This is a genomic window from Streptomyces kryoterrae (genome assembly GCF_054072135.1).
The window spans coordinates 6,433,909-6,460,190 of sequence record NZ_CM133358.1 but is presented as its reverse complement, the minus strand read 5'-3'; the positions used below and the strand labels follow the sequence as shown (position 1 = coordinate 6,460,190).

Annotated in this window: 16 protein-coding genes and 1 pseudogene; 11 read left to right on the top strand and 6 right to left on the bottom strand. The window is 63.7% G+C overall.

The genetic code is table 11. The features are described 5' to 3' along the window. Positions 1-44: 44 nt before the first annotated feature. Entirely contained in the window at positions 45-815 is a 771-nt protein-coding gene (locus ACW4TU_RS28700; protein WP_457417693.1) for a hypothetical protein, read from the bottom strand. An 826-nt stretch (positions 816-1,641) separates the two neighbouring features. Between ACW4TU_RS28700 and ACW4TU_RS28695 the strand changes: the two genes are divergently transcribed. Next, positions 1,642-2,790 (top strand): alpha/beta fold hydrolase, encoded by a 1,149-nt coding sequence (locus tag ACW4TU_RS28695; protein ID WP_457417691.1) that lies wholly within the window; start codon positions 1,642-1,644, stop codon positions 2,788-2,790. 267 nt (positions 2,791-3,057) lie between these two features. Here ACW4TU_RS28695 and ACW4TU_RS28690 read toward each other — a convergent pair whose 3' ends face one another. Beyond that, a complete protein-coding gene (locus ACW4TU_RS28690; protein ID WP_457417689.1) occupies positions 3,058-4,692 on the bottom strand; it encodes a serine hydrolase in 1,635 nt (544 codons plus the stop codon). A 262-nt stretch (positions 4,693-4,954) separates the two neighbouring features. Here ACW4TU_RS28690 and ACW4TU_RS28685 point away from each other — a divergent pair, with 262 nt between their 5' ends. The 5 genes from ACW4TU_RS28685 (at position 4,955) to ACW4TU_RS28665 (ending at position 10,588) form a co-directional block, all read left to right on the top strand. Then, positions 4,955-6,166: a serine hydrolase domain-containing protein gene (locus ACW4TU_RS28685; RefSeq protein ID WP_457417687.1), complete on the top strand. Its 1,212-nt coding sequence runs from the start codon at positions 4,955-4,957 to the stop codon at positions 6,164-6,166. Positions 6,167-6,391: 225 nt separating this feature from the next. Continuing rightward, positions 6,392-7,324 (top strand): carbohydrate kinase family protein, encoded by a 933-nt coding sequence (locus ACW4TU_RS28680; protein WP_457417685.1) that lies wholly within the window; start codon positions 6,392-6,394, stop codon positions 7,322-7,324. A gap of 105 nt (positions 7,325-7,429) precedes the next feature. Beyond that, the gene (locus tag ACW4TU_RS28675) at positions 7,430-8,143 is read left to right on the top strand and encodes a hypothetical protein (protein WP_457417683.1); all 714 of its coding nucleotides are present in this window, start codon (positions 7,430-7,432) and stop codon (positions 8,141-8,143) included. Positions 8,144-8,778: 635 nt separating this feature from the next. Continuing rightward, positions 8,779-9,930 carry a restriction endonuclease gene (locus ACW4TU_RS28670; protein WP_457417681.1) on the top strand — a complete coding sequence of 384 codons (1,152 nt, stop codon included), beginning with the start codon at positions 8,779-8,781 and terminating at the stop codon, positions 9,928-9,930. Between the two features lie 205 nt (positions 9,931-10,135). Beyond that, positions 10,136-10,588, top strand: coding sequence for a very short patch repair endonuclease (locus ACW4TU_RS28665; protein WP_457430357.1), 453 nt, complete (start codon positions 10,136-10,138; stop codon positions 10,586-10,588). A 355-nt stretch (positions 10,589-10,943) separates the two neighbouring features. On the opposite strand, the gene ACW4TU_RS28660 is transcribed toward ACW4TU_RS28665, so the two are convergent. The 4 genes and pseudogenes from ACW4TU_RS28660 to ACW4TU_RS28645 form a co-directional block, all read right to left on the bottom strand. Next, complete coding sequence (locus ACW4TU_RS28660) at positions 10,944-11,831, bottom strand: DUF6339 family protein (protein ID WP_457417679.1); 888 nt, start codon at positions 11,829-11,831, stop codon at positions 10,944-10,946. Further along, the gene (locus ACW4TU_RS28655) at positions 11,828-12,820 is read right to left on the bottom strand and encodes a hypothetical protein (RefSeq protein ID WP_457417677.1); all 993 of its coding nucleotides are present in this window, start codon (positions 12,818-12,820) and stop codon (positions 11,828-11,830) included. The genes ACW4TU_RS28660 and ACW4TU_RS28655 overlap by 4 nt, the downstream gene beginning before the upstream one ends. Next, positions 12,817-14,961 carry a helix-turn-helix domain-containing protein gene (locus ACW4TU_RS28650; RefSeq protein ID WP_457430355.1) on the bottom strand — a complete coding sequence of 715 codons (2,145 nt, stop codon included), beginning with the start codon at positions 14,959-14,961 and terminating at the stop codon, positions 12,817-12,819. The genes ACW4TU_RS28655 and ACW4TU_RS28650 overlap by 4 nt, the downstream gene beginning before the upstream one ends. A gap of 267 nt (positions 14,962-15,228) precedes the next feature. Continuing rightward, positions 15,229-15,843, bottom strand: a pseudogene (locus ACW4TU_RS28645) (sigma-70 family RNA polymerase sigma factor); the annotation flags it as partial. Positions 15,844-16,550: 707 nt separating this feature from the next. Between ACW4TU_RS28645 and ACW4TU_RS28640 the strand changes: the two are divergent. From ACW4TU_RS28640 to ACW4TU_RS28620, 5 genes are all read left to right on the top strand, one after another. Next, the gene (locus ACW4TU_RS28640; RefSeq protein WP_457417675.1) at positions 16,551-18,167 is read left to right on the top strand and encodes a nuclease-related domain-containing DEAD/DEAH box helicase; all 1,617 of its coding nucleotides are present in this window, start codon (positions 16,551-16,553) and stop codon (positions 18,165-18,167) included. After that, positions 18,164-21,325: a helicase-related protein gene (locus ACW4TU_RS28635; protein ID WP_457417673.1), complete on the top strand. Its 3,162-nt coding sequence runs from the start codon at positions 18,164-18,166 to the stop codon at positions 21,323-21,325. The genes ACW4TU_RS28640 and ACW4TU_RS28635 overlap by 4 nt, the downstream gene beginning before the upstream one ends. Further along, complete coding sequence (gene drmB / locus ACW4TU_RS28630; RefSeq protein WP_457417671.1) at positions 21,298-23,223, top strand: DrmB family protein; 1,926 nt, start codon at positions 21,298-21,300, stop codon at positions 23,221-23,223. The genes ACW4TU_RS28635 and drmB overlap by 28 nt, the downstream gene beginning before the upstream one ends. Continuing rightward, positions 23,220-24,320 (top strand): AAA family ATPase, encoded by a 1,101-nt coding sequence (locus tag ACW4TU_RS28625; protein WP_457417669.1) that lies wholly within the window; start codon positions 23,220-23,222, stop codon positions 24,318-24,320. Before drmB ends, ACW4TU_RS28625 begins: the two co-directional genes overlap by 4 nt. A gap of 364 nt (positions 24,321-24,684) precedes the next feature. Continuing rightward, a complete protein-coding gene (locus ACW4TU_RS28620) occupies positions 24,685-26,226 on the top strand; it encodes a DNA cytosine methyltransferase (RefSeq protein WP_457417667.1) in 1,542 nt (513 codons plus the stop codon). The last annotated feature ends 56 nt before the right edge of the window (positions 26,227-26,282 follow it).

Below are 26,282 nucleotides of genomic sequence, written 5' to 3'. Positions count from 1 at the left end.
CCCGGTCAGTCATAGGAACAGCAGTTGACCTGCCACGATCGAGGCTAGAAGGCGGCAGCGGCCACCGCCTCGGCTTCCGGCAGCAGGTCCTTGCTCTCCTGAACCAACCTCTCGTACGTGCGCTCGTGGTCCCCGCTTTCGAGAGCGAACCGCAGGAGCGAGCCGGACCAGTTGTCGAAGAGCGAGAACGTGCGGTCCACCATCCGCTTGGCTTCCTCGCGCTGTGCGCCGTCGAGGGGCGGCAGGCTTTTCTCTTCCACCTCGGGCGACTTTATGCTGTGCGACGCCTCCGCCATGTAGTGCTTCGTGCCGAAGAACTCACATTCGCTACCGTCCCGCAGGGCGATTCCCCGGCAGTGGGTGAAGATCGTGATGGAGACGGCCTCGATGGACTCGACCATCGCGAAAACGGCGTACGTGGGGGCGCCCGCGGCGAGCGCGGCCAGCTCCAGGCAGAGACGTCGAGAGTGGCTGAAGTCCTCGCTCCACAGGACCCGCGTGGCGTCCGACAGGGGCATGCTGCTGTCGGCCCCCAGCTTCTCCAGGTCGGTCAGCATCCACTGCCAGTGGAAGTCCTCTTCGTACGTGTGCGCGTTCAGAAGGGCCTGCAGCTGATCGGGCCGGGCATTGTCTTCGTCTTTACGGAAGACGTACTTGTTCAGATCGGAGTAGCCCATGATGAAGGGAACCACGCTGGGCCCCCACGCCAGACGCCTTTCTCCGGGGAGTGACTCGTCGGCGAGCAGGCGAGTAAAGAATGCATGATTCTCGTACGATTTCCGATGTTCTTCGATGTAGTCGATGACCTTCTGCATGGAAAACTCCGTTCACGGCCTGTCGACATCTCCGCAGCGACAGGGGGTGAAGACAGCATCGCATAGGCTTCTTCAACTCATTGTGTTTCACGAAGCGTTGACATGGAGTCTGCCCTTCTTTCCCGTCGGGATTTCCCTTCTTTCCCGTCGGGAATGCCCTTCCTTGTGTAGCGCACAGCCGCACCACGACAGGCCGGTGATCGATCCCGACAGCCGAGGACGCCAGCCAGGTCCGGCGCCAGTGGACGGCTTGCCATCGAAGTAGTCCTCTCAGAAGCCTGAGCGCTGCCATTCCTTTGGCGCCAGCGTCACTTGGCCGTCCTCCAGCCCTGCACCAACAGCCCGGCAGCCGGCCGCTGACGACGGTGAACATGGCGGCATCCCCTGGCCCAGGAGAGTCTCGCTCCGCCACGACGTCAGGTCGCTCAGGGGTCTGTGTCGTCGGTCTATGGCGCCGTGGACGGGCGCCGCAATCGGCCTGGGACTCGGCTCGTTGGCCGCCGTCGAGCAGCAACCACGTCGGTCTCGTCGATGCGGTCGGGCAGCCTACTCCATGCGGATGCGATATCTGTGGTGCGGGTGCAAAGTGAGAAATGAGCCATGCGGCTTCCCCGCTGGAGTTCCTGTGACACGAACGCTTCGCGGGCAGCCACCTTTCCCAGAACTGATCCGGAAATCCGTGGTCCTCCAACCAGATTCGCTGGACCTTACGGCACCGCGTCCGCGACCGTGGCCCGCACCGTAGGCGTGCGGTGAGGACCGCACATCAGCACTGGCCGGCGGCTGTATCGCCGACCGGTTGCCCGAGCCAACCGAAGGATCCCCCATGGCTGTCACCACGACCGACCACTGGGTCAAGCACACGTCGACCGTTCCCGCCAACAAGGGCGAGCAGGTCGAGCTCTTCGTTCGCGAACGGGACGGCACCCATCACGGTCCCCCCGCAAACCGCAAGGCCGTCCTCATGCTGCACGGCAGGAGCGTGCCCGTGCTGGCTGGCTACGATCTCCAGCACACCTCCTACGGTTGGGCCGAGGCACTCGCCCGGGACGGGTACGACGTCTTCCTGATGGATCTCCAGGGCTCGGGCCGGTCGCCCCGGCCCCGGATGGAGGACCCGTGCAACGTCAATCCCAACCAGCAGAAGGACATCGTTCCCCCGCTGGTGGGACCGAACCCGCAACGCAGCCCGAGCTACCCCTTCGTACTGACCAACTCCCAGAGCGACCAGGACGAGCTCAGCAGGGTGGTCGAGTACATCCTGAGCACGCGCAACGTCTCGGAGGTCGCTTTCATCGGCTGGTCGGCGGCCGCGTTCGCCATGGGGCCGTACGCGATCAAGAATCCGGGGAAGGTGTCGAGTCTGTTCCTGCTCGCGCCGATCTTCCCGCCGCTGGGTCCCCCGAACCCGCCGCCACTGCCGGCGCCCGGCTTCCCCACCCACGTGCTCACGTACACCGGCTTCGATACGGCGTGGGGCAAGGAGGCGCCGGCGACCTGCCCGTTCCAGCGTGAACCCGGGATCTTCGACGTCGTGTGGGGCGCCCTCATGGACAACGACCCGATCGGCCGCACCTGGGGACCATTGGTGAACGGAAAGCCCGTGGGCGTCAGCCGGTACCGGAACTTCGTGTCGTGGGGCTGGAACAACACCACCGCGGGCCAGGGCGGCGTCCTGGGCGGAAACGTGCCCGTGCTGATCGTGCACGGCGAGAACGACAAGACCGCCAACACAACACCGCCCAGCTCCAACCCCGTTATCGACTTCCACGTCCCCGCGCTCTATGACGCCATCACGGGGAATCACAAGATCCTGGTCACGGCGGAATGCGCCGGCCACTCGATGCCCTGGGAAGGGCAGCACAAGAACCTGCAGAACCTGTCGAAGAACTGGCTCAATCAGCTCAAGGTCGACGGCCAGACCCACGGCCGCTTCACCATGGACCAGAGCGGCAACATCAGCCCGGCGATTTAGGCGACCCAGGCGATACGGAACCTGCAACAGCGCGCCCCCGGGCGCAGGGCACGCCGCCCGCCGCCTGTGTCCTGCGCCCGGCCCGACACCGCTGCCGTCTTCCGCCGATGGCATGGCCTCGGACGCACCCGCGCGTCGGTCGCGGACCGCCTCAGTCGAACCACTCCGGCTCTCCGGCGTCGATCAACTCCCCCAGCAGCAGTCATGCGCCGACCTTAGGGGTCACCACTGACAACCGGACATGCCCTCCTCACCGGATCGAAGGGCTCACTCCTTGGTGAACGTGCCGAGGCCGGTCGTGTCGAGGTTCTCGACCCGGACCTTGTCGGCGCGTCCGCCGGACCCGACACCGAAGGTCACGCCGGACAACCCGACGGCGTTCTCGCCCGTGGTGCGGTAGCTGAACGTGTCGCCGTCGTAGTGCCGCAGGGTGAACCGCTGTTTCTTCGGCCCCAGTTGCATGACGAGGTCGTCGCCCTGGGCGCTCACGGTCATCGGGCCGTAGAAGTCGTTGGCGTACGTTCCGGTGTAGGCCCCGCCCGCACTGGCCGGTGCGGGCCGTGGCGGAGGCTTGGCGTAGTCGGTCTCGGAGCGGTCACCCGCCGCCGCCTGCTGGATGATCGGGCCGAGGAACGTCAGCCAGTCGACCGTGGGCCCGCCCGTCTCGGCGATGTCGAGGAAGGTACTGGCGATCGCCTCGGGTACGCCGATGGGCTCGCCGTTGGTGAGGACGACGATGCCGAGGTTCTCCGAGGGCAGCAGCGTGACGCTGGTGGCCGCGCCCATCGCGAACGCGCCGGAGTGGCCGAGCTTCAGCCTGCCCTGGTCGTCGTAGCCGACGTTCCAGCCGAGCCCGTAGAACCCGGTCCTGCCCGCCGGCGTGTGCGGCGGCCCGGAGACGATGTGCGGCAGGTGGGTCTCGTCCAGCGCGGCGCCGTCGACGACCTGCCGCCCCTCGAACTCGCCGTTGCCGAGCTGCAGTCGGAGCCACTTCGTCATGTCCCGGACGGTGGAGCTGGCCCCGCCCGCCGGACTCTGGGCGTCCGCGTCCCGTACGAACTCGGCCTGCCAGGTGTCGCCCTGCCTCACATGGGTGACGGCCTTGTTCTTGGCCTTCTCGTAGTCGGCGAAGGAGGAGCTGGTGGAGTCCATGCCCAGCGGCCGGTACAGCTTGTCGGCGGACAGCTTCTCCCAGCTGGTGCCCGCCGCCCGCGCGACGGCGACCGCGGCTTCGGTCGGCCCGAAGTTGGTGTACGCGTAGCTCGCACGGAACGGCGCCAGCGGTTCGTGGCGCAGCCGCTCCAGGATGTACGAGCGGTCGTAGCCGAGGTCCTCCAGGAGGTCCCCGGCGTGGTCGGGCAGCCCGCTGCGGTGGGCGAACAGGTCGGCGAGCGTGACGTGACGGGTGACCCAGGGATCCTTGAGGGCGAATCCGGGACTGTGCTCGACAACGGGGTCGTCCCAGCCGACGGTCTTCTCGCCCACGGCCGCGGCGACCACGGTCGAGGCGACCGGCTTGGAGACCGAGGCGAGCTGGAAGACGGTGTCGGGTCCGACCCTGCCCGCCGCTCCGGCCTTCCGTTCACCGAAGCCCTTCAGGTACAGCACCTTGTCGTCATGGACCACCCCGACGGCGACCCCCGGCACACCGGTCCTGCGCATGACGTCCCGTACGACGCCGTCGAGCCGGTCCACCGCGGCGTCGACCTTGGCCCGCGTGAGGCGTGGCGGCGGCTGGGCCGGCGGCACGGTGGGCAGCGGGGAGGTCCGGGCGGCAGCCGCCCGGGGGGCGGCGGCGGTGTCGGTATCGATACCTGTGCAGCCGCCGGTCAGGGCCGCGATCAGGCCCAAAGCCGCAGCGGAGCGAAGGCGCCGGGCCGGCGGCCGATCGAGGCGAGACATGCTTCCCAGTGAAGGCCCTGCCCCGACGCCTGTCGCATTGCCGAGCCATTAGGGGGACCCATCGACCCGGCCGGGCCGGTGCCCGTGCCCGTGCTGCGGACAACCCCCGGTTGACGGTCTGAACGAGTGGACTCGCCGGTACGCGACCGGAAGGGGGCCTTCGCGACGAGTTGCCGATGGTGATGTTGCCGTCGAGCCCAGGACCAATCATGACCGTCCGCGACTCTTCATGACTGTCCGCGACTGGAAGAGGCACCCTCAGATGCGACGCAACCCCCACCGTCGACTGCTCGCCACAACGCTGTTCGCGGCGTGCTGTGCCCTGGTCCCGATGGCAGCGGCTCCCGCCGCGGCCGTTCAGACCGCAAGGGTCGACCGGCACGACTGGAACGACCGGAACGACTGCCCGCCGGGCGGTCTCGGCCCCGAGATGACCGCCCGGCTCGACAAGGCGATCGCGGACGTCCGCGAGCAGGCCGACATCCCCGGTGTCGTCGTCGGACTGTGGATGCCCGGCAGGGGAAGCTACGTTCGCGCGACCGGTGTCGCCGACACCGTCACCCGCCGGCCGATGACCACCGACGGCTACGTGCGGATCGGCAGCGAGACCAAGACCTTCACGGTCACCGCGTTGCTCGAGCTCGTCGACGACCATCGGATCCGGCTGGACGACCCGATCTCCCGTTACGTCAACGGCGTACCGAACGGCCACCGGATCACGCTGCGTCAGCTCGCGGAGATGCGCAGCGGCCTGTTCCCGTACACCTCCGATCCGGACTTCGACCATGACCTGCTGAGCGACCCGACGCGCTCCTTCACACCTCGGGAGGTGCTCGCGTACGGCTACAAGCACAAGAACACCTTCGCGCCGGGGAAGAAGTTCGAGTACTCCAACTCCAACCTCGTCCTGCTCGGCCTGGTGATCGAGAAGGTCAGTGGTCAGCGGCTCACCGACTTCATCGACGGGCGGGTCCTGCGTCCGGCTCGCCTGCACCACACCCTCCTCCCCCAGGGAGCCGAGTTCCCCGAGCCGCATCCGCGCGGCTACACGAACCAGACGCTGAGCGGCGCGGTCGCCGACGCCACCGACTGGAACCCCAGCTGGGCCTGGGCGGCCGGGGCGATGATCTCCGACCTGCACGACCTGCACCGCTGGGCGAAAATCGTCGCCACCGGAACACTCCTCAGCCCCCAGACCCAGGCCCAGCGCCTCAAGACGCTGCCGACCGGCCTCCCCGGCCTCAGCTACGGCCTCGGCATCTTCAACGCCAACGGCTGGATCGGTCACAACGGCTCCATCCCGGGCTACGAGACGGTGACGGTCTATCTGCCCTCGAAGAAGGCCACGCTGGTCATCATGATCAACACGGACATCACCAGCGGGGGCCAGGAGCCGTCCACGCTTCTTGCCCGGGCGATCACGGGGGTGGTTACGCCGGGGAACGTGTATGACGGGGCGGTTTCTCCGCGGTAGGTGTGACGAGTCCGAGGTGCGTCGTTCCTCTGCTCGGTTCTGCTCCAAGGGGTCACGCTCCGTGCGTTGGGGCGTGGCCTGCTTGGATCGGCGTATGACGGATTGGCCGACAGCCGTTCGCGCCTCTGCGTAAGGCACGACGGAGCGTGTCGAGGGGCAGTCCCGGGTAGGTACCTGAACTCCGGCCGAGGAGGACTCGCAGCCCCGGAAAGAAGGTAGAGCCGCATGACGGCGACGGCCCTGTTCTGTGGAGACATCGCGTTCGATGTGGCGCTTCGCGTTCCGCGCCTTCCTGGCCCGGACCAGAAGACGCACGCGTTCGAGAACCTGGTGGGCGCCGGAGGGGTAGCCGCCAACTCCGCGGTGGCCTGCGCCCGACAGGGCGTCACCGCGGCCCTGCTCGCCGTCGTCGGGGACGACGTGCTCGGCGCCTACGCCACGGACTTCCTCGCCACGCGAGGCGTCGATGTCACAGGCGTCACCACCACACCCGGGATGACCGCGGTCTCGGTCTGCACCCTGGCCGAAGACGGAGAGAAGCGTCTCGTCTACACCTCGTCCGTGTCGCAATCGCCCCCGCCGGAGCGCCTGCGCGACGCCGAACTGGACGGTGTGGACTGGGTTCACACCTCATGTCTGCACCCCGAGGCCGCCGCAGTGCTCGCGGAACGGGCACGAGCCGCCGGCATCCCGATGTCGATCGACCTGGAACCCGCCGCGCTCGCCCACGGCACGACAGCCCTCACTCCGGCCCTGGACGGGGCCGAGGTCGTCTTTCTCAACGAGCAGGTCACGGCCGCGATAGGAGACGTGCACGCCTTCTCCGTCCGACACCGTCTCAAGTCGGTCGTGCGCACCTGTGGGTTACGCGGGGCGGTGCTGACGGACGGCTCCGGTGAGATCGCCGTCGCGCCAGCACCCACCGACCGGATCATCGACACCACCGGCGCCGGCGACTGCCTGGCCGGGGTCTACATCGCCCGCTCCCTGTCAGGCTCGGACCCGCACTCGGCGCTACGGGCGGCGGTGGCCTCGGCGACATACGCCTGCGGCCACCTCGGCGCCCAGGGCGGGTACCCGGACCGGGAGACTACGGACGAACTCGTCGCGAACGGCGGCCTCCTGGAGGGGGGCACACCTCGGGGACCGGGGGCTTAGCCAAATGAACGCGTCCGGGGGTGCCGTTCCCCTGCTTCAAGGGATCCCGCTCCTCGCTCCGTGCGTCGGCGCGTGGCCTGCTTGGATCGGCGTATGACGGATTGGGTGACGCTCACCAACGTCTGTGGTTCCGCGGAGCATGTCCCAGCCCTGCTCGATCGCTTCGCGTCCGACCCGGGCGGCGCCTGTTCGGAACTGATGGATCATCTGTGCCCGCAGCTGGACACCGCGTTCTCGGCGAGCTTCGCGGCGCTGCCCCGGCTGGCCGAGGTCGCGGCGGGCTGCGGCGGCGCCGAGGACCGCCGGTGGGTGCTGTTGGCTGCCGGAGCGATCATGGCCTGCGCCCCCAGCGGCGACGAGGTGTTCAAGGTCTTCTCGGCTCCGATCGCGGGCCTGCACCGGTTCACGGACCAGTGCCTGCGTGAGACCGGGGACGCGGAGGACTACGTATATCTGCTGCAGTCCTTGCTGGCATTCGAGGGCGTCGAGATCTGGGACCGACGCCTGGAAGGTCTACAGACCGGCGAGTACGAAGTCGACTGCCCTCACTGCGGCGTCGACATGTTCATCGTGATCGGCGAGGACGACAGCTTCCCCACCGGTGACGACTACTCGTCGCGGGAGGTGGAGATGGCGGAGAAGGTGCCTCTCCGCCCGGCCATGCGCGATGAGCTGGACGGTCTGGCCGGGCGTCTGCGGGATCGAACTCTCGCTGACGGGCAGGCGGCGCTGGCAGGCAGCTTGCTGTACCTGTTCGGCAAGGCGGCCTGCCCGGACTGTCGGACGGTGTTCTCTGTGGCGGACCGGGTGGCTGCGTAGTGGACGTTGACAACCAGGTGGTTTGGACGGTTGAGGGGGCAGGGATCGCACGGATACCGAGCGGCGTACGGTTCAAGGTCGGCGACGAGTGAGCAACCGGGCAGCCCGACTCTCCGGCGCGGTCTGCTGCTGCCGCAGCCTTGAACAGATCGCCAAGGCGCTGGGACATCGAGCCCACCGATCCCACCGAGTTGCCGCGGGCAAGACCCGCCCTCACTACGTGGAGGCTGCTCAACAACTAAGTCGGGGCACCTTGCGCTGCAGATGTATCGCTGAGGGAACTGGCCGCCTCTGGGACGCCGAATCTGGGGATCACTACGAGCGAATCCCCCCTATAGGGTGTTCGCGGCAAATTTACGACAGATTACACTAAAGAGACAGACGCCTTTCCTGAGGCCTGTGACCTCAGAGGAATAGCCCGCCATAGTCCTGGAACAGCGACAATGGCATCCTGATTACCCATGAACACTAGGGAAGGGGCGCTTGTGGGGCAGTCGCTACAAGTTGGGGAAGTATTGCGTTACGCAAGCGCGAAGGACCCAACCGCCCGCACACTCGACGGATACACCAACTTTCACCACCTAACGCACTCACCGGGACGCAAGAGGGCGTTACTCGAATCCGGAATCAATGGGATGGCGAAGGTCAAGGACAATGCTGGCCAGCGACGACCCGCCATCCTGATCCGGTCCCGCCCGTGGAAGGCAGGGAGCGAACAAACACCGTGGCATGACGTCTTCGACATGGACAACGGGCATGTCCGCTACTTTGGCGACCACAAGGCTGGCCTCACCAACGCGCCTGGCACTACGACTGGGAACGCCACTCTCCTGGAAGCCTTTGGCGAGTATCAGGCTCCCACGCCGGAAGCCCGGACCCGATCAGCACCTCTCCTGCTCTTCCGCGCCGTCTCCCGCAACGGCAAAGTCAAGGGGTACGTAGAGTTCTGCGGGCTCGGCGTAATAGAGCGATCAGAGCGGATAGTTCAGTGGGCCGGCCACGACCACACCACGTTCACCAACTACGTGTACGACATCGCCCTCATAGATCTGACGACTGAAAACGATCGAGTTGACTGGGACTGGATCAGCGCGCGACGGGACCCAAATATTTCTGACAGAGAAGTCCTGGCCATGGCGCCTCGATCATGGCGAGATTGGGTGAAGCGAGGCCATTCCTCCCTTCCGCGCGTAAGACGGAGAGTAGCCCGTTCCCGAATCTCCAAGGTGCGCGATCAACGCCCTCCAGACGGCACCGCGGAGGAGGCAGACCTTGACTTCATCTACAAACAGTTTGACGGACGAAAACACGACTTCGAAGCCGTGGCGTCCGCCGTTGCTGCCCGAATACTGAGAGGCTCCGGACATAGCTATAGAGAAGGATGGATCACTCACCGCTCCGGCGATGGGGGCACGGACTTCGTGGGGCGCCTGGATCTAGGGACAGGCCTGGCTGGCACCAGCTTGGTCGTGCTCGGACAGGCCAAGTGCATACGTCCGGATAGCCTGGTGTCTGCGGAACAGATTGCGCGTGTGGTCGCACGACTACGTCGTGGTTGGATCGGTGTGTACGTGACCACAGGTGCTTTCTCAGAACCGGCCCAGCTCGAGATGATAGAAGATCAGTATCCGATTGTTCTGGTCAATGGGATGCACTTGGCTCGCGAACTGCGCGGCATGGCGCGCGATGCCCACGGAGGTGATCTCGGAGCATGCCTCGATCACATTCTCTATGCGCAGGGCGTACCCATCACCAGCCGACATCCAGAGGAGGTCCTGCTTCAGTGAGGGTGCCAAGGTCAAGGCCAACGCCCCGGGGCGAACAGTCGCCACCAACATCTGAGGACATCACAATGCTTTGTCAACCCACGAACGCGAGCATGGCCCGAGCAAGGTCCCAACCAATGGGCTGGGCAATCACATGCCTCAGGTGAACGAGCCGCTCACGACGGCGGCAGCAATCAATCCCTCTTCCCCTGCCGTCTCGACACGCATGAGCAGACAGGCCAGCAAGGACACGGGTGCCGAACTGGCCGTGCGACGGCTGTTGCACGCTTCCGGGCTGCGCTATCGCGTGGAGTACCCCGTGCCCGGCATGCCGCGACGTCGACTCGACTTGGCCTTCACCCGGGCCAAGGTCGCGGTCCTCATCGACGGCTGCTTCTGGCACGGTTGCCCGCAGCACGCCACACATCCGAAGGCCAACGCAGACTGGTGGCGTCGCAAACTGGACCGAAACATGGCCCGTGATCGGGAGACCACCGAGCATCTGCTCGATGCGGGCTGGACGGTTCTACGGTTCTGGGAACACGCGCCACCAGAAGAGGTCGCGGCGACGGTACGTGCAGCGGTCGACCGAGAGACACGGGACCAGAATCGGGAACGGCGGAAACCGAGAGCACGCGAGCAGGGCACCCCGAAGAGCGGACAGGAAGCAGACAGCTGATCAACTTCGTTTCGCGGATGTCTGCTCCAGCGCGGGCGGTTGGTGTCGGATCTGAAGATTGCAGGCTTCTCGCCGGTGCTCCTGCCCGACAACGATCGCCAGGCATGCTGGCTGCATCTGGCCAATCAGTCACAGCGGAAATTGGCCAAGCCCTTGTCAAATTTCCCGAGCGAGCACCCGGCGCCCTTGGGTAGATGAACCACGAAGGGCTTACCCCCTCCCGCAGGATAACGTAGGCCTCTCAGCTCCACCTCGGCGCACGCTGGCCTGAGAAAACCTGGTGACGGCAAGACAAACGACCGAGGACTCTAAAGATCACTGACAAGGTCGCCCGATGCCCTCAGATTCACACAGATCAATCGCCTTCATCAGTATTTCTCCCCCTCACCTGTGCGTACGCGAAAAGCTCCTCGAAATGGACGACCAGCCTCTCGACCGCTGCCACTGGTGCCCGCTCTTCCTCGGGTCCCTCGGGCAGCTCGTTCCTGGGCGAAGGAAGGGACGAATCAGCACCCACAATCCACTCGCGCAGCGGCTCTCGGTCGCGTTCCGCATCTGGAGCGATGACGTCGTACATCAAGGTCGCCGCAGCAGCGTTTATCGCAGATGTCAGGGCGTTTACTTCTCGACCGGTGCGCACAGTCCCCCGCTCCATCAGTTTGACGAGAGCCAGGGCGGTAGGCCGATGGTCGATGATGTCCAACCGAAGAGCGGAGTTAAGCATGTCCTGGTTACCACAAGCTATTACGACGGGCTGGTAGTCCGAGCCATCACGGAAGAGTTCAGCCGCCCACCAGAGCCGGGCAAACGTCTGTTTGTAGTGCAGACCAGCGAACCTATCCCGGGCCACGCGTCCAAGCGAACCGTCCGCTTTCGGTTCAGACAGATGGCGCCACACGACGTAGTCCGGCGCCACTCCGAGGGCGAGATATGTCCACAGCCGCTTCTCGGCGGCTTCCCGACGGGTGAGTCGAAGGGTTTCATGCAGACGCGGTGCCAGCCACGCGTCCGCGGCTGTGGGCCGCTCGTCCCCAAACCTGCCCAGCGCATGGTCAATCAGGTCCCGAACCCGGTGCAACCGCAGCCGCGCGTCGTTACCCGGTAGCGTCTCAGCAACCTTGTTCAGTGCGATGGAGGGGACGTTCTCGCGTCCCTCGAGTAGTCCTGTCGAGATGAACTCGGCAGCCTGTACATCGGAGATCAGAGCAAGCCGTTCCGGCAGGTGCTCGGGACGGGATGTCACGCGTGGGTCTCCTGGTTGATTCGTTCGATATCGCGGACAGTGGCGGCCAACGCCTTTGGAACATCGGCGCGACGTGCCGCGGCGTACTGGATACGAGGTTGCAGATCCGTCCAACTCCCCTCGCCGGTACGACGAAGGTGTACCTCTCGGAGAGCGTCCTCCACCTCCCGCCCCGGGATGATGTCCGGAAGCATCTCTCGCAACACCGCGCCTCGCCAGTCGGGTGGGAAGAGCGGCGTCCCGTCGTCCTCGATCTCCAGGTCCCCGATGGCGGTGTGGAATACAGCGGTCCAGACATCTGCGCACATCTGGGCCAGCAGCATCTCTCCTACCACGCCCTCGACCTTCGAGCCTCGACCTTCAACTAGTCCTACGAGGCCCTCGAAATCCGAGTTCAGGCGGACGGTGGGCATCCGCCCCGAAGTGTCCACGATCCAGGGCGCGTCCCGGTAACTCCGCAACCACTCGGCACCGCGGGCAAAACTGACCGTGCTGACGTCCAGTTGGCGATCCCTGAGCGGGGCATCGGCCGTCGCGTCTACTACCCACTCCTCCTCGGTTGAGCCGATGATTCGACCTGGTGTTTCCCCGACTGTGGCTACTACGTGCACAGCCAACGACGCGCGGTCCAGATGATCGTCCCGGTCTAGCTCGATTTCTCCCGTCCACTCCCTGCCGCCCTTCGCACCGGGTTGCAAAAGGGCAACAGTACGCACATTAGTCACACTCTCCGTCAGAACGGCGACAACCGCGATATCGGACCAGTGGCCCTTCGTCTCGATCTCACGAGCCGGCACGGTCGCCGTCAAGGCGAGCCGCGCGGTCCGCCAGTCGTCGCGCTCGGCCATGCCAAGTGCCACGACCTGCTCCACGACCGATGACCCCCTTGAGTCCAGCTGTTCACGGGTGTCTCCGGGACCGCGCAACCGAACAGCCGTGACACGCGCAGCCACCGCACCGGTCAACCGGGGGTACGGGTAAACCCTCATGCGACGCCCCCCCTACTCTCCTGAAGTTCGACGACGAGACCACTCAGCGCGGCCTTCACCGGATGCGTGGACACGTCGGTGACACCCCGAAAGACCGCACGCCGGATCCCAGGCGGGAAATGCACTACGCCATCGACGACTTCACAGTTGCTGACGGCAACGAGTTCCGCCCATTTGACCACTGGGCGAGGGCCGGAGCGCACTTCCAACTTGGCGACGGGGCTCATTCTCCAGAGCTCTCCCCCCGTCGGCACCTTAACTTCCGCAGTGATCTGCCACGCACCGGAGGAGTCGACCGCGGCATCCAGATCGTCCAGCCTCGGAGGTGTCACCACCGCCCTGACCTTGCTGGTGGTTTTACCCGAGATCCTTAGTCGCTTACTTACTTTATTCGTGCCACTGGGTTTCTTCTCCTTTGGAATCGCAACAAGCTCATGCACAGCCTTATTGGTCTCCGACGTCAACGCGGTGATCCGCCGATGAGCTGAAGGCGAGTAGCGCATCCTCAATTCCTCGGTCTGACCCCACTTGTTATGCTCCGGCGGCTCGGAGGATCGTAGAAACTCCTCGGCCTCAGCGGCGAACGGCGCGTCGTCTCCCGCCGCCCGTCCCACTAGTAGAACTGCTTGGAATGGGTTGGTACCCGCAGGAAGGCCCGGCACCCAACTGGTCTTGACCGTCATGCGATTGCCTCGCATCGCAGTCACTTGGTTGATCTTGCCATCGGCATCCGCCGCCTCGGTGACAAGCAGTACTGCCCTGTGCTCACCGGCCGTTCCGGTCAAGCCATCTCGCTCGGGAACCTTCAGCAACACATTGGCGAGGGCAACCTGACCGGCCTCGGTGAGACGGTCCACGGTGGTACCGCTCAGGAACGCCTGAAGAGCACGCGAGCGCGCGGGTTGATGCACTTGTGGATCTACTTGTTCCTCCTCGATATATTCCACTCCGTTGCGCAGCGCGCACACCGACGCCTCCAGCAGTGGTCGGCCGTCACGTCCCGCTGTCATGGCAGCCCAGAAGTTACGACCCAATGCACGAACCAGCCGCTGGTGCATGCGTTCCAAGCTGTCCTCGTCGTCAGCCGTGTCACCATCGAGGTCCTGCGCCGCCCCGGCAAGGCTGGCCACATCATGGGCTCCGACGATCAAGAAGGATGTGCCGGGGTCATTGCCCTCGCGAGTGAGATGCAGCTCCTCGACCGCCTTTTCGTCAGCCCACCAGGAGCGGACGACCTCTGAGTTGTCCGCCTCAGCATCCGGCCGACCCAGCCAAGCGGGCCCGGCGAACCTCTCACCGCCAACTTCCCGCCAGGGTAGATCGAGTCGCCCGATCAACCGCCGCCTGGTATGCCCCTCGTGCGGTTCGGAGAGCGTGGAATTGATAAGAACGAGCCCCAGCCGGCTGGTCGCCCAGAGAGTGGCCTTCCCAAGGCCGTACGAACCGCCAGCCGCCGCATCCGACTTACGGCTTTCGAGTTGGCGCCGGACCACGGCGGCAAAGCGGCCGTCATCATAATCATCGCCTGTCAGACCGTGGGCGTTGTAGTCGTCGACGCGAAGTAGGACCAGTCGATCCCGCTCGAGCATCTCCCGCAAACCGACGCCGATGACGCGCCCGACCTTCTGGTCCTGGGTAGCAGCAGCCTCGTAGTGCGGCTGGAGATCGGGCCAGCGGATCGCCGTGCGGAATCGTGCCAGAGTGTCCCCGGTCAGTTCATGCAGCGTGAAGCGAACTCTGACCGGCTGATCGTTCTTCCTATCGCGTTCGTCGAGGCTGTTCTGCGTCGCTTCACGAGCCAGGACCTCCAGATCGGCCTCGAAGGCGAAAGCAGCCGCATTGCCAAACTCCCGCCCGCCGTCGTCATGCCCAGGCCGGTGGTACCACACAACCGATGCTTCCGAAAGTATGTCCGACCGTTCCGGCTCGCCCGCGAAGCCCTGCTCGGTTTCTGTCTCGGCTCCAAAGATCTCTTGCAATCTGGCCAGGAGGTCCGGGTCGGGAATAGAGCGATCACCGAGCCAAGCTTCGACAAGAGTCCGCGGCACTCCCAGACGGTGTGCCAGTTCGCTTTCGCCAGTACCCTTTTTCTGCAACCGCTCAGCCAACCACCGGCCGAACTGCGTCTCCTTCGAGGTCACCGCTCCCTCTCTCCCGTCGGAAATACTCTCTGACTCCAGCTTGCCTGCGTTGTCAATTCTTGGCGATCCCGCAACTCTCGCTTCCGCCCGCCTCGCCCGGCCTCTGTAAATTTCGGACGTCTCAGCAACCTGCTGAGCGATTTTCCGGGCGGCATTCTTTCGACGCCGTTCCGCCTCAGGGTTGTCGGGATCCAATCCCATGCCGATCCTCAGGTCCTCAAGAGCACGCTTTTCGATCTGCCGGATACGTTCACGGGTGACAGCGAATTTCCTCCCGATCTCCTCGAGCGTCCAGGACGTACCATCGATGAATCCGTATCGCAGCAGAAGGACATTCTTGGTTCTCTCCGTGAACATGCATGCATCGAATAGCTGGAAAAGTTCCTCACGTTCAAATTCTGACCACAGCTCCTGTTCCGGGCCCGAAACAGGATGAGACTCATCAACGATTAATTGTCCGAGGGTAACCTTATCGCCGACAGGTTGCTCAAGCGATAGAACGACACGATGCCCCAACCGTAGAAAACCGACCACCTTTTCGGGACTTATTTCACACGCCAAGGCCAAGTCATCTATATTAGGAATTCTTCCTTGGTCGAGAAATTTACGCTCCCACTTCCTTACCTTCTCCACATCGTTCCAGACGTGAACCGGAAGGCGAATCGCCGCCTCTTCATTAATCACGGCTCGCGCAATGCGTTGCCGAACCCACCAGGTGGCATAGGTAGAAAACTTGCACCCCAGGGAAACGTCGAACTTCTCCAAGGCGCGAATGATCCCCACCATGCCGTGCTGCGCAAGGTCCTCATACATGGGGCCACCTGCCCAGCGCCCCGTTCCGCGCAGGATCTTATGAACGAGCCGCTGATTGTGGATGACCATTGCAGATGCGGCTCTGTACGCCTCGCTGTCGCGCGGAAGTGTCGCCAAATAGCCATCGGGCAATTCATCCGATGAGTTTCTTGCCCCTCGGAACAAAAGACAGAGCCCCACTTCTTCCTCGGCGCTCAGCAGACGCCGGTGCGGGTTCACTCGCCTCCGATCGGCCTCAAGCAGGTCGCGAGCAGCGCGACGGGCCGCCTCCATGTCGCCAACACGCACCGTCCCTCGAAGGGACTCAAGGTCCGGAGCCTCATCTTCTTCATCGAAGGTGTCTAAGTCGTCGACGACCTCGCCGCGACCGGCCACGCCGTCGGAGGTTGCACTCTCCGTGCTGACCGGTGACTCTCCATCATGCCCGCGTTCTTCCTCTGCCTCAGCCACGGCTTCGTACAGGGCCTGGGTCCTCTGCTCGTCTAGGCGGGCAGCCCTCGTCACATGTATAAGGGCCGCGCTGCGTTCGACACCCTCGGCCATGAATCGACGTATGAGACCGACGAGTAGATCCCGACCAGGTCTATCCAGCCGGATGCCAGATGCACCGCCCCGCTCCGTGGTCATCACGCCCCCGCGCCCTACTTAGACTCTGCTCCGCCTAGTCCATCACCCCACGGGCCGTCACGGCCAGCACTTCTTCGCCAGGAGCCACGCGCAGAGGGTCAGTCACTCGGTATTTTGAGGACTTGTGGGCATGACCATGGGGAGAGTTGATGCGAATCATTCCGAGCGAGATCTCAACCAGCACCAAGAGCCGTGCTGAGCGCAGTGTGTTTGCGGCGCTCAAGGCCATCCCCGATGACCGGAGCGTCGCACTGCACACTGTTCATCTCCCCGAGCACCGCAAGAAGCGTGTCGGCGAGATCGACTTCGTCGTCATCATGCCCGACATGTTGCTCTTCATCGAGGTCAAGGGCGGTCGGGTCCACCACCGCGACGGAGGATGGTACTACGGGCCGCCTGGTCGCGAGGAAGGGCCCAAGGAAAGCCCGTTCGCCCAGGCCAGCGGAGGCATGCACGAGTTCGAGCGGGAACTCGGTGCCCTGATCGGGGACTTGAGGGGTCATGGCGTCCCCAGCGGGTACCTCGTGATCACCACGGACGTCGACGTCCAGCGTACGACCGAGTTTGAGCCCCAACAATATTTGGGCAGCAATGCGTACAACGGCGGGCGCGGTCTGACACAGGCCATCGAACGAGCCACTCGGTTCTGGCTGGCTCGAAACAGGTGGGCAAGTACCCCTATCTCCGCCTCTCTACGCAAGAGGATGATCGAGGCAGTACGCCCGGATTTCGACCTCGTACCGAATCTACAGTCTCGGCTGACGCATCTTGACGTGCTCTTCGAGCGCCTCACCAGCGAGCAGATCGACAGACTCGACGAGTTGGAGTCCAACGCACGCCTCATTTGGACCGGCGGCGCCGGTACTGGAAAAACCTTTCTCGCTGCCGAAGCGGCTCGCCGTAAGTCAGCCGCCGGCAGTGTCCTGTTCACCTGTGCAAGCACCACGCTGGCTGCCCACATGGACCGAATCCTGTCGGACGACGCCATCACCGTCCTGCCGTTCGACCGCCTGGACGAAATTCGAGACCGCACCTTCGACCAGCTGATCGTGGACGAGGCCCAGGACCTGATGACCTTCGTAGGTCTCGACACCTTCGAGGAACTCGTCTCGGGCGGCCTGGCCGAAGGCCACTGGCTCTTCATGCTCGATCAGAACAACCAGGTACTGGCCCCGGACTCATTCGACCCCGACGCCTGGGACTATTTGCGCCCGCTAGGTCTCCTATACGGCCCTATGAAGCGCAACTGCCGCAACACCGTGCAGATCGTCAAACAAGTCCGCCACTACACGGGAGCCGACCTAGGAATCGCCACCGATGGTGAAGGCGAGCCGGTCCGCTTCACCGATGCACGGGACGTTAACGAAGAAGCAACCATTCTCGACACCTATCTCGACGAGCTCGTACGCGAGGGTGTCTCTCTCCGGGACGTCACGCTGCTGTCCGCCTCCGGGAAGTGGGAGGCGAGCTCGGCCCGTCTGTCACAGAGAGTCTCGAAGATCGAGCGATTCTCCGACGTAGTCGGAACCGACCGCACGAAGCACCGTCCCACCTGGTCCTCCATCACCGACTTCAAGGGCCACGAGAACCATGTGGTCTGTGTGATCGACCTCGAGCCTGAGCATCTCGAGGGCCGTCTTGACGCACTCTACGTCGCTCTGACCAGGGCTCGTGCCCAGCTTTGGGTCGCCTGCCGCCCCGGCACCCGCCAGGCACTCAAGGACCTGGGCGTGGCCGTACTTACGCGGGAGGGACATCTCAAGTGAACGACCTCGCGTCACAACTCTCAGGTCATCGCGCCGACTTCGTGTCGTACCTTCGCAAGCAATTGGTAGGACCGGCAGGTGCCGAGGACGAAACGCTAATTGACCCGCCCGACCGGCGCTACCTGATGGGCACGTTGTATCCGCGAGGTGCGTCCATGCTGGAGCACTCGCAGGAAGACGGCGAACAGGATTTCAGCGAGACGGAGGCGGGAAACGGAGAAGAGGACAGCTTCGCCGACGATCCGGTGGCCGAGGCGAACGCATGGCTTCCATCCTCTCTCGGCTTCTCCTTCTTCGCCAACACTCACCGCATCGAGGTCACATGTGCGGCTTCTCGCTACCTGACGACCTGGGAAGGTGGGCGCCGGAGCTGGAGAAGGCAACCTCGCCTCTCCACTACCGAGATCGTGTCCGCGGAACGAACGACGCCGATCAGCGTCCTGGACGGCCACGGTCTTCTCCATCTCCGGTGGCGCCCTTTCGGCGCCGGACATCTCATCACCTGCGTGCTGGCGAACGCGCACGACGAAGAGGAGAGCACGCACAAGGACCGCGATCTGATGCTCTTCCAGGCCGAGCTGCAAGCGACAGCACTCGATGGATCGTCGATTCTGGAGTATCCGAGCACCCGTCTAAATAGTCGCGACGAGGAGGAGCAAGAACTCCGGGTCCAGTACCGGCACATCGTGAACAGGGCTGTGGGGCATGGATGTGCTGTGCAGTGGGACGGCGAATCGGACCTCGTCACCACCGTGCGGGCCGAGGTCATGCCTCAGCAGGTCGTCGAGCGCATCAAGCCCGACGGCCCCAAGGATCTGCCGGTACTCAACCTCGCGTATCTCTCCCGAACCGATCTCGCTGTGGACGACCTCAAGGCCGAACTGCTCTCCTTCGTCCTGGGCTATCGCAATTGGTTCGACACCCAGCGGTCGGAGGCGCAGTCCTTGCAAGCATGGACTGCTGCGCCGACCGCGCGCATCCTCGAACGCATCGAGACGGCCGCCGACCGCATGATGTCAGGAGTGGAGACTCTCACGGCCTCAACCCCGGCGGGGGCCAAAGCACGTGAGGCCTTCCGGCTGGCCAACCGGGCCATGGCTCTCCAAATGCTCCACAGTCTCCCGGAACTGGCGGGAAGCCGTCGCCGCAGGAACAGCGAAGTGCTCGAACTCTCCGAACCCGACGGCAACTATGCGTGGCATCCGTTCCAACTGGCCTATTTCCTGCTCGTGGTCGAGGGCCTGATGAAGCCCGAGCACGAGAGTCGTCGGACAGTCGACCTCATCTGGTTTCCCACAGGCGGAGGAAAGACAGAGGCCTACCTCCTCACTGCCTGTTTCGAGATCCTCTGGCGCCGATTGAAGTTTGGTGCGGCCGGGGGCGGCACGGCTGTTTTGAGCCGATACACGCTGAGTCTCCTCACGACGCAGCAGTTCCAGCGCACGGCAACGGCCATCTGTGCCCTGGAGTACATCAGACGGGGGCACGACGGGTCGCTGTCCCACGATCTCGGGAAGGAGCCCATCTCCATCGGGCTCTGGGTGGGCAAGGAGACGACACCGAACAAGATCTCGGCCGCGCAGGACGAGTTGGACACCTTGAAGCAGATGCACACACCCGATGATCGCTTCCTTCTCGAGCGTTGTCCCTGGTGTGGCACCGAGATCGTCCCGGAACGGCAGGGGCAGGATCGCGACTTCGGCATCCGGGCGGACGGAGTCTCCACATCGTTCTTCTGCCCACGCGACAAGTGCGTCTTCCACAAGCTGCTCCCGGTGTCCGTCGTGGACCAACAGATCTACAAGGAACCTCCGACCTTCGTACTCGGCACCGTGGACAAGTTCGCGCGCCTTGCCTGGGAATCAGATGCAGGCAACCTTTTCGGCGGGAACGGCAAGCGCGCTCCCTCGCTGGTCATCCAGGACGAGTTGCATCTTCTAGCCGGACCTCTGGGAACAACGGTCGGCCTGTACGAAGCGGCCATCCTCGAACTCTGTGCCCAGGGCGGCACCGTGCCGAAGGTCATCGCGTCCACAGCAACCATCAGACGCTCACAGGACCAGATCCGCAGCCTCTACGGTCGACCCGCACACCTCTTCCCCCCGGCGGGGATCAACGCTGGTCGCTCTTACTTCGCCGCGCCCGACAAAGACAAGCCCGGACGTCTGTACGTGGGTGTCATGGCACAGGGCCACACCGCCTCGACGTCGACCGTCCACGTGGGCGCCGCCGCATTGCAGGCCCCGAAGGAGATCTGTGACGACGACAACCTCCGCGACGCGTACTGGACCGCGGTCGCCTACCACAACAGCCTGCGGGAACTCGGCCGAACCGTCACGATCGCGCGGGACGACATCCCCGCACGTCTCGAGCATCTGACGAAGGACGACACTCGGCGACGCGGACTGAACGACAACTCGGTGGTCGAGCTCACCAGCAACATTCCACGCGCCGCTCAACCACGACTGCTCGAGCGTCTGGGTAAGAGCTTCAAGGAGGGTGGCAGCGTCTCCTTCCTCGCCACGACCAACATGCTGTCCGTGGGCGTCGACGTCCCACGGCTCGGCCTTATGCTCATGAACGGGCAGCCCAAGACGACATCGGAATACATCCAAGCCACCAGCCGCGTAGGACGCCGTCATGTACCGGGGCTGATCGTCACGCTCTTCCGCTCGACCAAACCGCGTGATCGGTCGCACTACGAATCATTCGGCGTGTACCACCGTTCGCTCTATCGACATGTCGAACCGACCAGCGTCACGCCGTGGTCCATGCCCTCGCGCAACCGAGCCCTGCACGCGGTGCTCACCATCCTTGTGCGACACCGAATCGGGCTGAATTCGGAGGACAAGGCCGGAGACATCCTCGGTCACACGGCCGAAGTGGCACGGATCCGTGACCTCATCGTGGATCACGCGCGGCGAGCCGATCCGGAAGAGGCCGACGCCGCGGCCGAACAGTTGGACTCCCTGATCGAAGCCTGGAAGCAGGAGGCTGAGATCGCGCGTGGCGAGGGCAGCCGTCTCTACTACCAGCCCCAGGGACGCCTGCACCCGTCGCTTCTCACCGACTTCGGCAAACAAGGCGGTCTGTGGGAAACGGCACAGTCGATGCGCAACGTCGACCGCGAATGTCTCGTCAGCGTGAGAGGAACTTGAGAGCCGTGAAAGACGTTCGCCGCAAAGTTCGCAGGTCGCAGACCATCGTCCCGTTCGGCGTCGGAGGAATCCTAGATCTCCGAGGTGAATCATTCGTCGCCGCCGACATCCGCAGTTGGGCAGCGAATGCCGAGCGGGTTGATTCACCACGGCTCGCAAGGAAGTTGGGGGTCGAAGGCTTCCGATCGGCCCCCGTCATCCCCTCTGGGAAGGCCGCCTATGCGAGCCGCAGCGGACCCTCTTACGTAAGATTTCCCAAGTGGCTGTTCTGCCCTCAGTGCAGGGAAATGGAGTTCTGGCGCCTGGATCGCGAGCAGCGAGACAAGCAGCCGGCCTGCGGGCATTGCCCCGGGAAGCCGCAGTTGGCCCCGATGCGTTTCGTCCAGGTATGCAAGGCAGGCCATATGGCCGACATCGACTGGCGTCGATGGGCTCACTCCAGGAGCCAGGGCCACGCTCAGCGCCAATGCCAGGTTCGCCGGCTTAAGTTCCTAGCCAGTCCCGAGTCCTCCGGGCTAGAGGCGCTGCGCGTCGTCTGTGCCGTTTGTCTAGCCAGTCGCAATCTGGCAGGAATCAGCCAGAAGAACATCCTCAAGCAGACGGGTGTGGAATGCCCAGGAACGCACCCCTGGCAACACGAAACGGACGACGCGGATCCTTGTGAGGAAACGCCGCAAGCGGTACAGCGTGGCGCCTCCAACGTGTACTTCCCGATCACGCACTCGGCGCTCGACATCCCGGCGCCGGAGGGCCTGTCTGAGGAAGATGAGTCCACCCAGAAGGTCGTAAACCACTTTCTATGGCCGGACTTTAAAAGTGAATACGGCAGCCCGATCTCCGACTCCTACAGGGTTGTGATCTCCAACCAGTGCGAGGTCACAGAGGAATTCGTGGAAACCGTGCGACGCCACCATGGAGACGAAACTTCCTCATTGTCTTCGGCTTCCGATGAGGATAACGACCTGAGTGTCGCCGAATGGGCAGCCTTCTCAGTACCGGATTCCGTCACCAATTCGAAGACGTTCTCCGTACGACGGACCCGCCTCGGGGTCGTACATGACGACCCCGAATCCATGCAGGTGCTGGCCACTGGCATCTCCGCGGTCGTCATCGCCGACCGGGTGCGCGAAGTACGTGCGCTCCAAGGGTTCTCGCGGTACGAGCCCAGTTCCGGCGACGACGAAGAGGGCGAGGGTGGACGCGTCGTGTCGGTCAACACGCAGGCCCGGGCCCGTTGGTTGCCTGCCATAGAGACCTACGGCGAGGGAATCTTCATCGCCGTCGACGAGCAACGTGTGAGCGACTGGGAGAAGCTTCCGGCGGTACACAGCTGGGCACGACGAATCGAGCGCGACCTGGACGCTTCCTTCAAAGCCGACCGCCTCAGGGAAAAAACGGGTCCGGTCCTTCTCCCGAGATTCGTAATGCTGCACACGTTGGCCCATCAATTCATTCGCCAACTCTCGTACGACAGCGGGTACAACGCAGCCTCGCTACGGGAACGTGTCTACGCTCGAAGCCACCTGCCAGACAGCGGACTTCCGCCCCAAGCCGGCGTGTTCATCTACACGGCCGCCGGGGACGCCGAGGGAACACTGGGCGGACTCGTACGGCAGGGGCAACCACCGAACCTCGTTGAGACTTTGATCCGTCTGCTCGAATCGGCGCAGTGGTGCTCGCAGGACCCCCTGTGCGCCGACTCGACCGGCAGATCTCTGGCCAATCTCAACCGTGCCGCCTGCCATGCGTGCACACTTCTTCCCGAGACGTGCTGCGAGATCGACAACTCCCTCTTGGATAGGACACTGTTGATCGGTGACAGCGAGGTCCCGGGGTTCTTTCGCGGAGTCGTCCAGGCCGCACTTGAGGAATCGGCCAGAGCCGTCGATGTGCCATGAAGGTTCCCGCCCTCCTCGACCTCGAAGCCGAGCAACGCGCAGTTCTCGACCTGCCATTCCACGGAAACCACGTCGTCACCGGGGCACCCGGTGCCGGAAAGACTGTGATGGCCGTCTACCGCGCCTGGGCATTGACGGTTGCTGGGCGCGATGTGGCCCTCTTCACGCGCTCCAATCTGCTGCATCAGTACCTCGCACAAATAGCACCAGATCTCACAGAGGCCCTGAACGTCACCACCTATCACCGGTGGATCCAGGACTTCTGGCGTAGGCGTTTCCGGACTGATCCCCCACAAACCGGAGAAGACGCGTGGAGCTACGACTGGATAGGGATGCAGCGGGACTGCATCCGGCAGAAGGTCAGGTCTCACGCACATCTGGTGATCGATGAGGGTCAGAATCTACCCGTCGCCTTCTACCAGTTGTGTTACATTCTCGGCGTCGACGTCACCGTGTTCGCAGACGAGAACCAACGGATCGACGACGACGAGAGCACTCTGTCCGAGATGCGACGGTTCCTTGCCGTACCGGCCGCTCCGGTCATACTGCGGAAGAACCATCGATGTAGTCGGGAGATCGCGATCCTGGCATCAGAATTCCGAAAAGAAACTCCGAAAGCGACGTCCTTGCCGACGCGCGTCGGCCCTACCCCCACTGTCCTAAAAGTCCCTTCAGTGAAGTATCTCGTCGCCAGAATTTCCCAATATTTCAAAGTGCATCCGGAGCGAAACATCGGCATTATTTGCAGGTCGACGAGTTTACTTCGCGACGTCCAGAGCGAACTCACGCGCCTCGGGCTTGCAAAGTACACCCAGGCTTATGTTCACGACGATCGATTCCGGGACACCATCAACTTCTCGACCCGTCCGATCCGAGTCGTGACCACGGCTAGCATGAAGGGATTGGAGTTCGACAGTGTCTTCGTACCGGACTTGGACGCGTATACAGAGGACCCGACCAGCTTGGACGCGCATCTTCGATTTTTTGTTCTGTGCACTCGCGCACGCGAGGACCTGAAATTCGCCTACCGCGGCCCCGAAGAACCCATCATCCTGTCGAACATCCCGGAATCCTTGTTGGTACGCCACACAGGTTGATCGGCAGCCCGTCCCTGGCCAGAGTCGAATCACGCTTGCACACCGAGTTCTGGGTTTACACCGGCACTTCGCACTCGTTCGTCTGCTCCGCGGTACGGCCGCTATACGACCAAGCTCACAGCATCCGATCGACCATGACTCGGCCAACGCTACCACTGACGGCATTGACAACCGGAGACACTTACGCCCTGACCAGAGGCCCGAAGGCTCACCGATCCCCTCAAGGTCATTTTCCTATTCAATTGACCTATTGATCCACTTTTGGTACCAGGCAGCCTCGTCATGGCAGCCGCTCCTGGCGCCGCCGGTTACACCTGGGCGATACATGAACACGCCCTCGGAGCCCTGGTTAAACTTCACGCCCATGAGCCACGTCGAGAAGGTATACTCCCCACCTGCGGTTTTCCGCATCCTGGACCTTTTTGCAGGCCCGGGTGGGCTGGATGTGGCAGCAGATGTGCTGGGACACCAGGTCACCGGCATCGAATGGGACGCAGGAGCGTGCGCCACCCGCGAAGCCGCGGGAATGGACACCTTCAAAGGCGATGTCCGGCAGTATCGCGCGGCCTTCTTCCCGCGTGCCGAAGTGCTGACCGGTGGGCCGCCTTGCCAAACCTTCACGGTGGCAGGACATGGGGCAGGCCGCAGGGCACTAGACCAGGTGGTGCAGTACATCGAGCGTTTGCATACAGCCGTACGACCCGAGAACGGTCATGACTGGAAGCATGTCTTCCGAACCTGGCGAAAGATCTCCGAGGAACTCCGGCTCAGGGAGCTGGAAGCCCAAGAGGTCAAGGAGGAGAAGCGCAAGGTCGAGGAGCGCAGGGCCAAGATGCGCAAAAGCATGAGGAACAGGCTTGATCAACTTGGAAGCTCGTCGGACGAAACCAAGAAGTTCCTGAAGCAGCTCAAGGCCCCCCACAGGCTCGAGTGCACAGATGGCGAACTCGCGGATCTACTCAAGGGGTTCAGCGATCTGAACAACAAGCTCAGCAAGTTGAAGGACAGACTGGAGGAGTTGGGAGACGAACGAACAGGGTTGGTCCTGCAGCCTCTCTGGTGGGTGATCGAGCGGAGCAGGCGCCCTGGCTTGAAACCCTACGAAGCCGTCGTCTTGGAGCAGGTGCAGGCGGTGATGCCAGTGTGGGAGAAGTACGCCGAGGTGTTGACCTCGCTCGGGTATAAGACCAGGACACAACTGATGCACACCGAGGCCTTCGGTGTTCCGCAGACCCGACGCCGCGCGGTGCTGATGGCCCGTCTCGATCGGACTGGCCTCCTGAACAGGCTGACGCCCGGTCGCCTCCCGAAAGTGCCTGAAACTCACGAGCACTACCAGCGGTTGGCGTCCCCGACCCGGCCGCCAAAGACAAGTCAGGCGGACACCCTCCCGATGGACCCCCCGAAGGCGCCCTGGCTTTCCATGGAAGAGGCGTTCAAGCGGGCGCGACAGCTCTCATGGGCGGTGGGCGATCGTCCCCCTTTCACTGTCATCTCCAACTACGGGACCGGTGGTGTCCCCGAGGCGCGCGGCCGACGCAACCACGACGCCCCTTCTGCCACGATCACGGGGAAGGTGTCACGGAACCGCGTGGTCCATAAGGGCACCGACAGGGACCTCGCCCGCTTCAACCGCTTCAACAATGCTGAGGCAGGCGTACTCCAGACATTCCCCGTCGCATACCCCTGGGGCGGCAACGATGTATCGCAGCAGATCGGCAATGCCGTGCCGCCCAGGCTCGCCCTGCACGTACTGCGCCAGGTGCTCGAACCTGAATTGAGCGGTGACCAGGCGAGGGCCAGGCTGAAGCACGCCCTCACGAAACTGGAGACCTGGAAACCCGACGCGCCGGTAGCGATCCGGCAGCACGGCGAATGGAGGGATCATCCGCTCACAGGTAGATGATCCGCACTCCCAGCTTGATCTTTGACTTCGCTAATGCCTCAGGCGGACACGGTCCG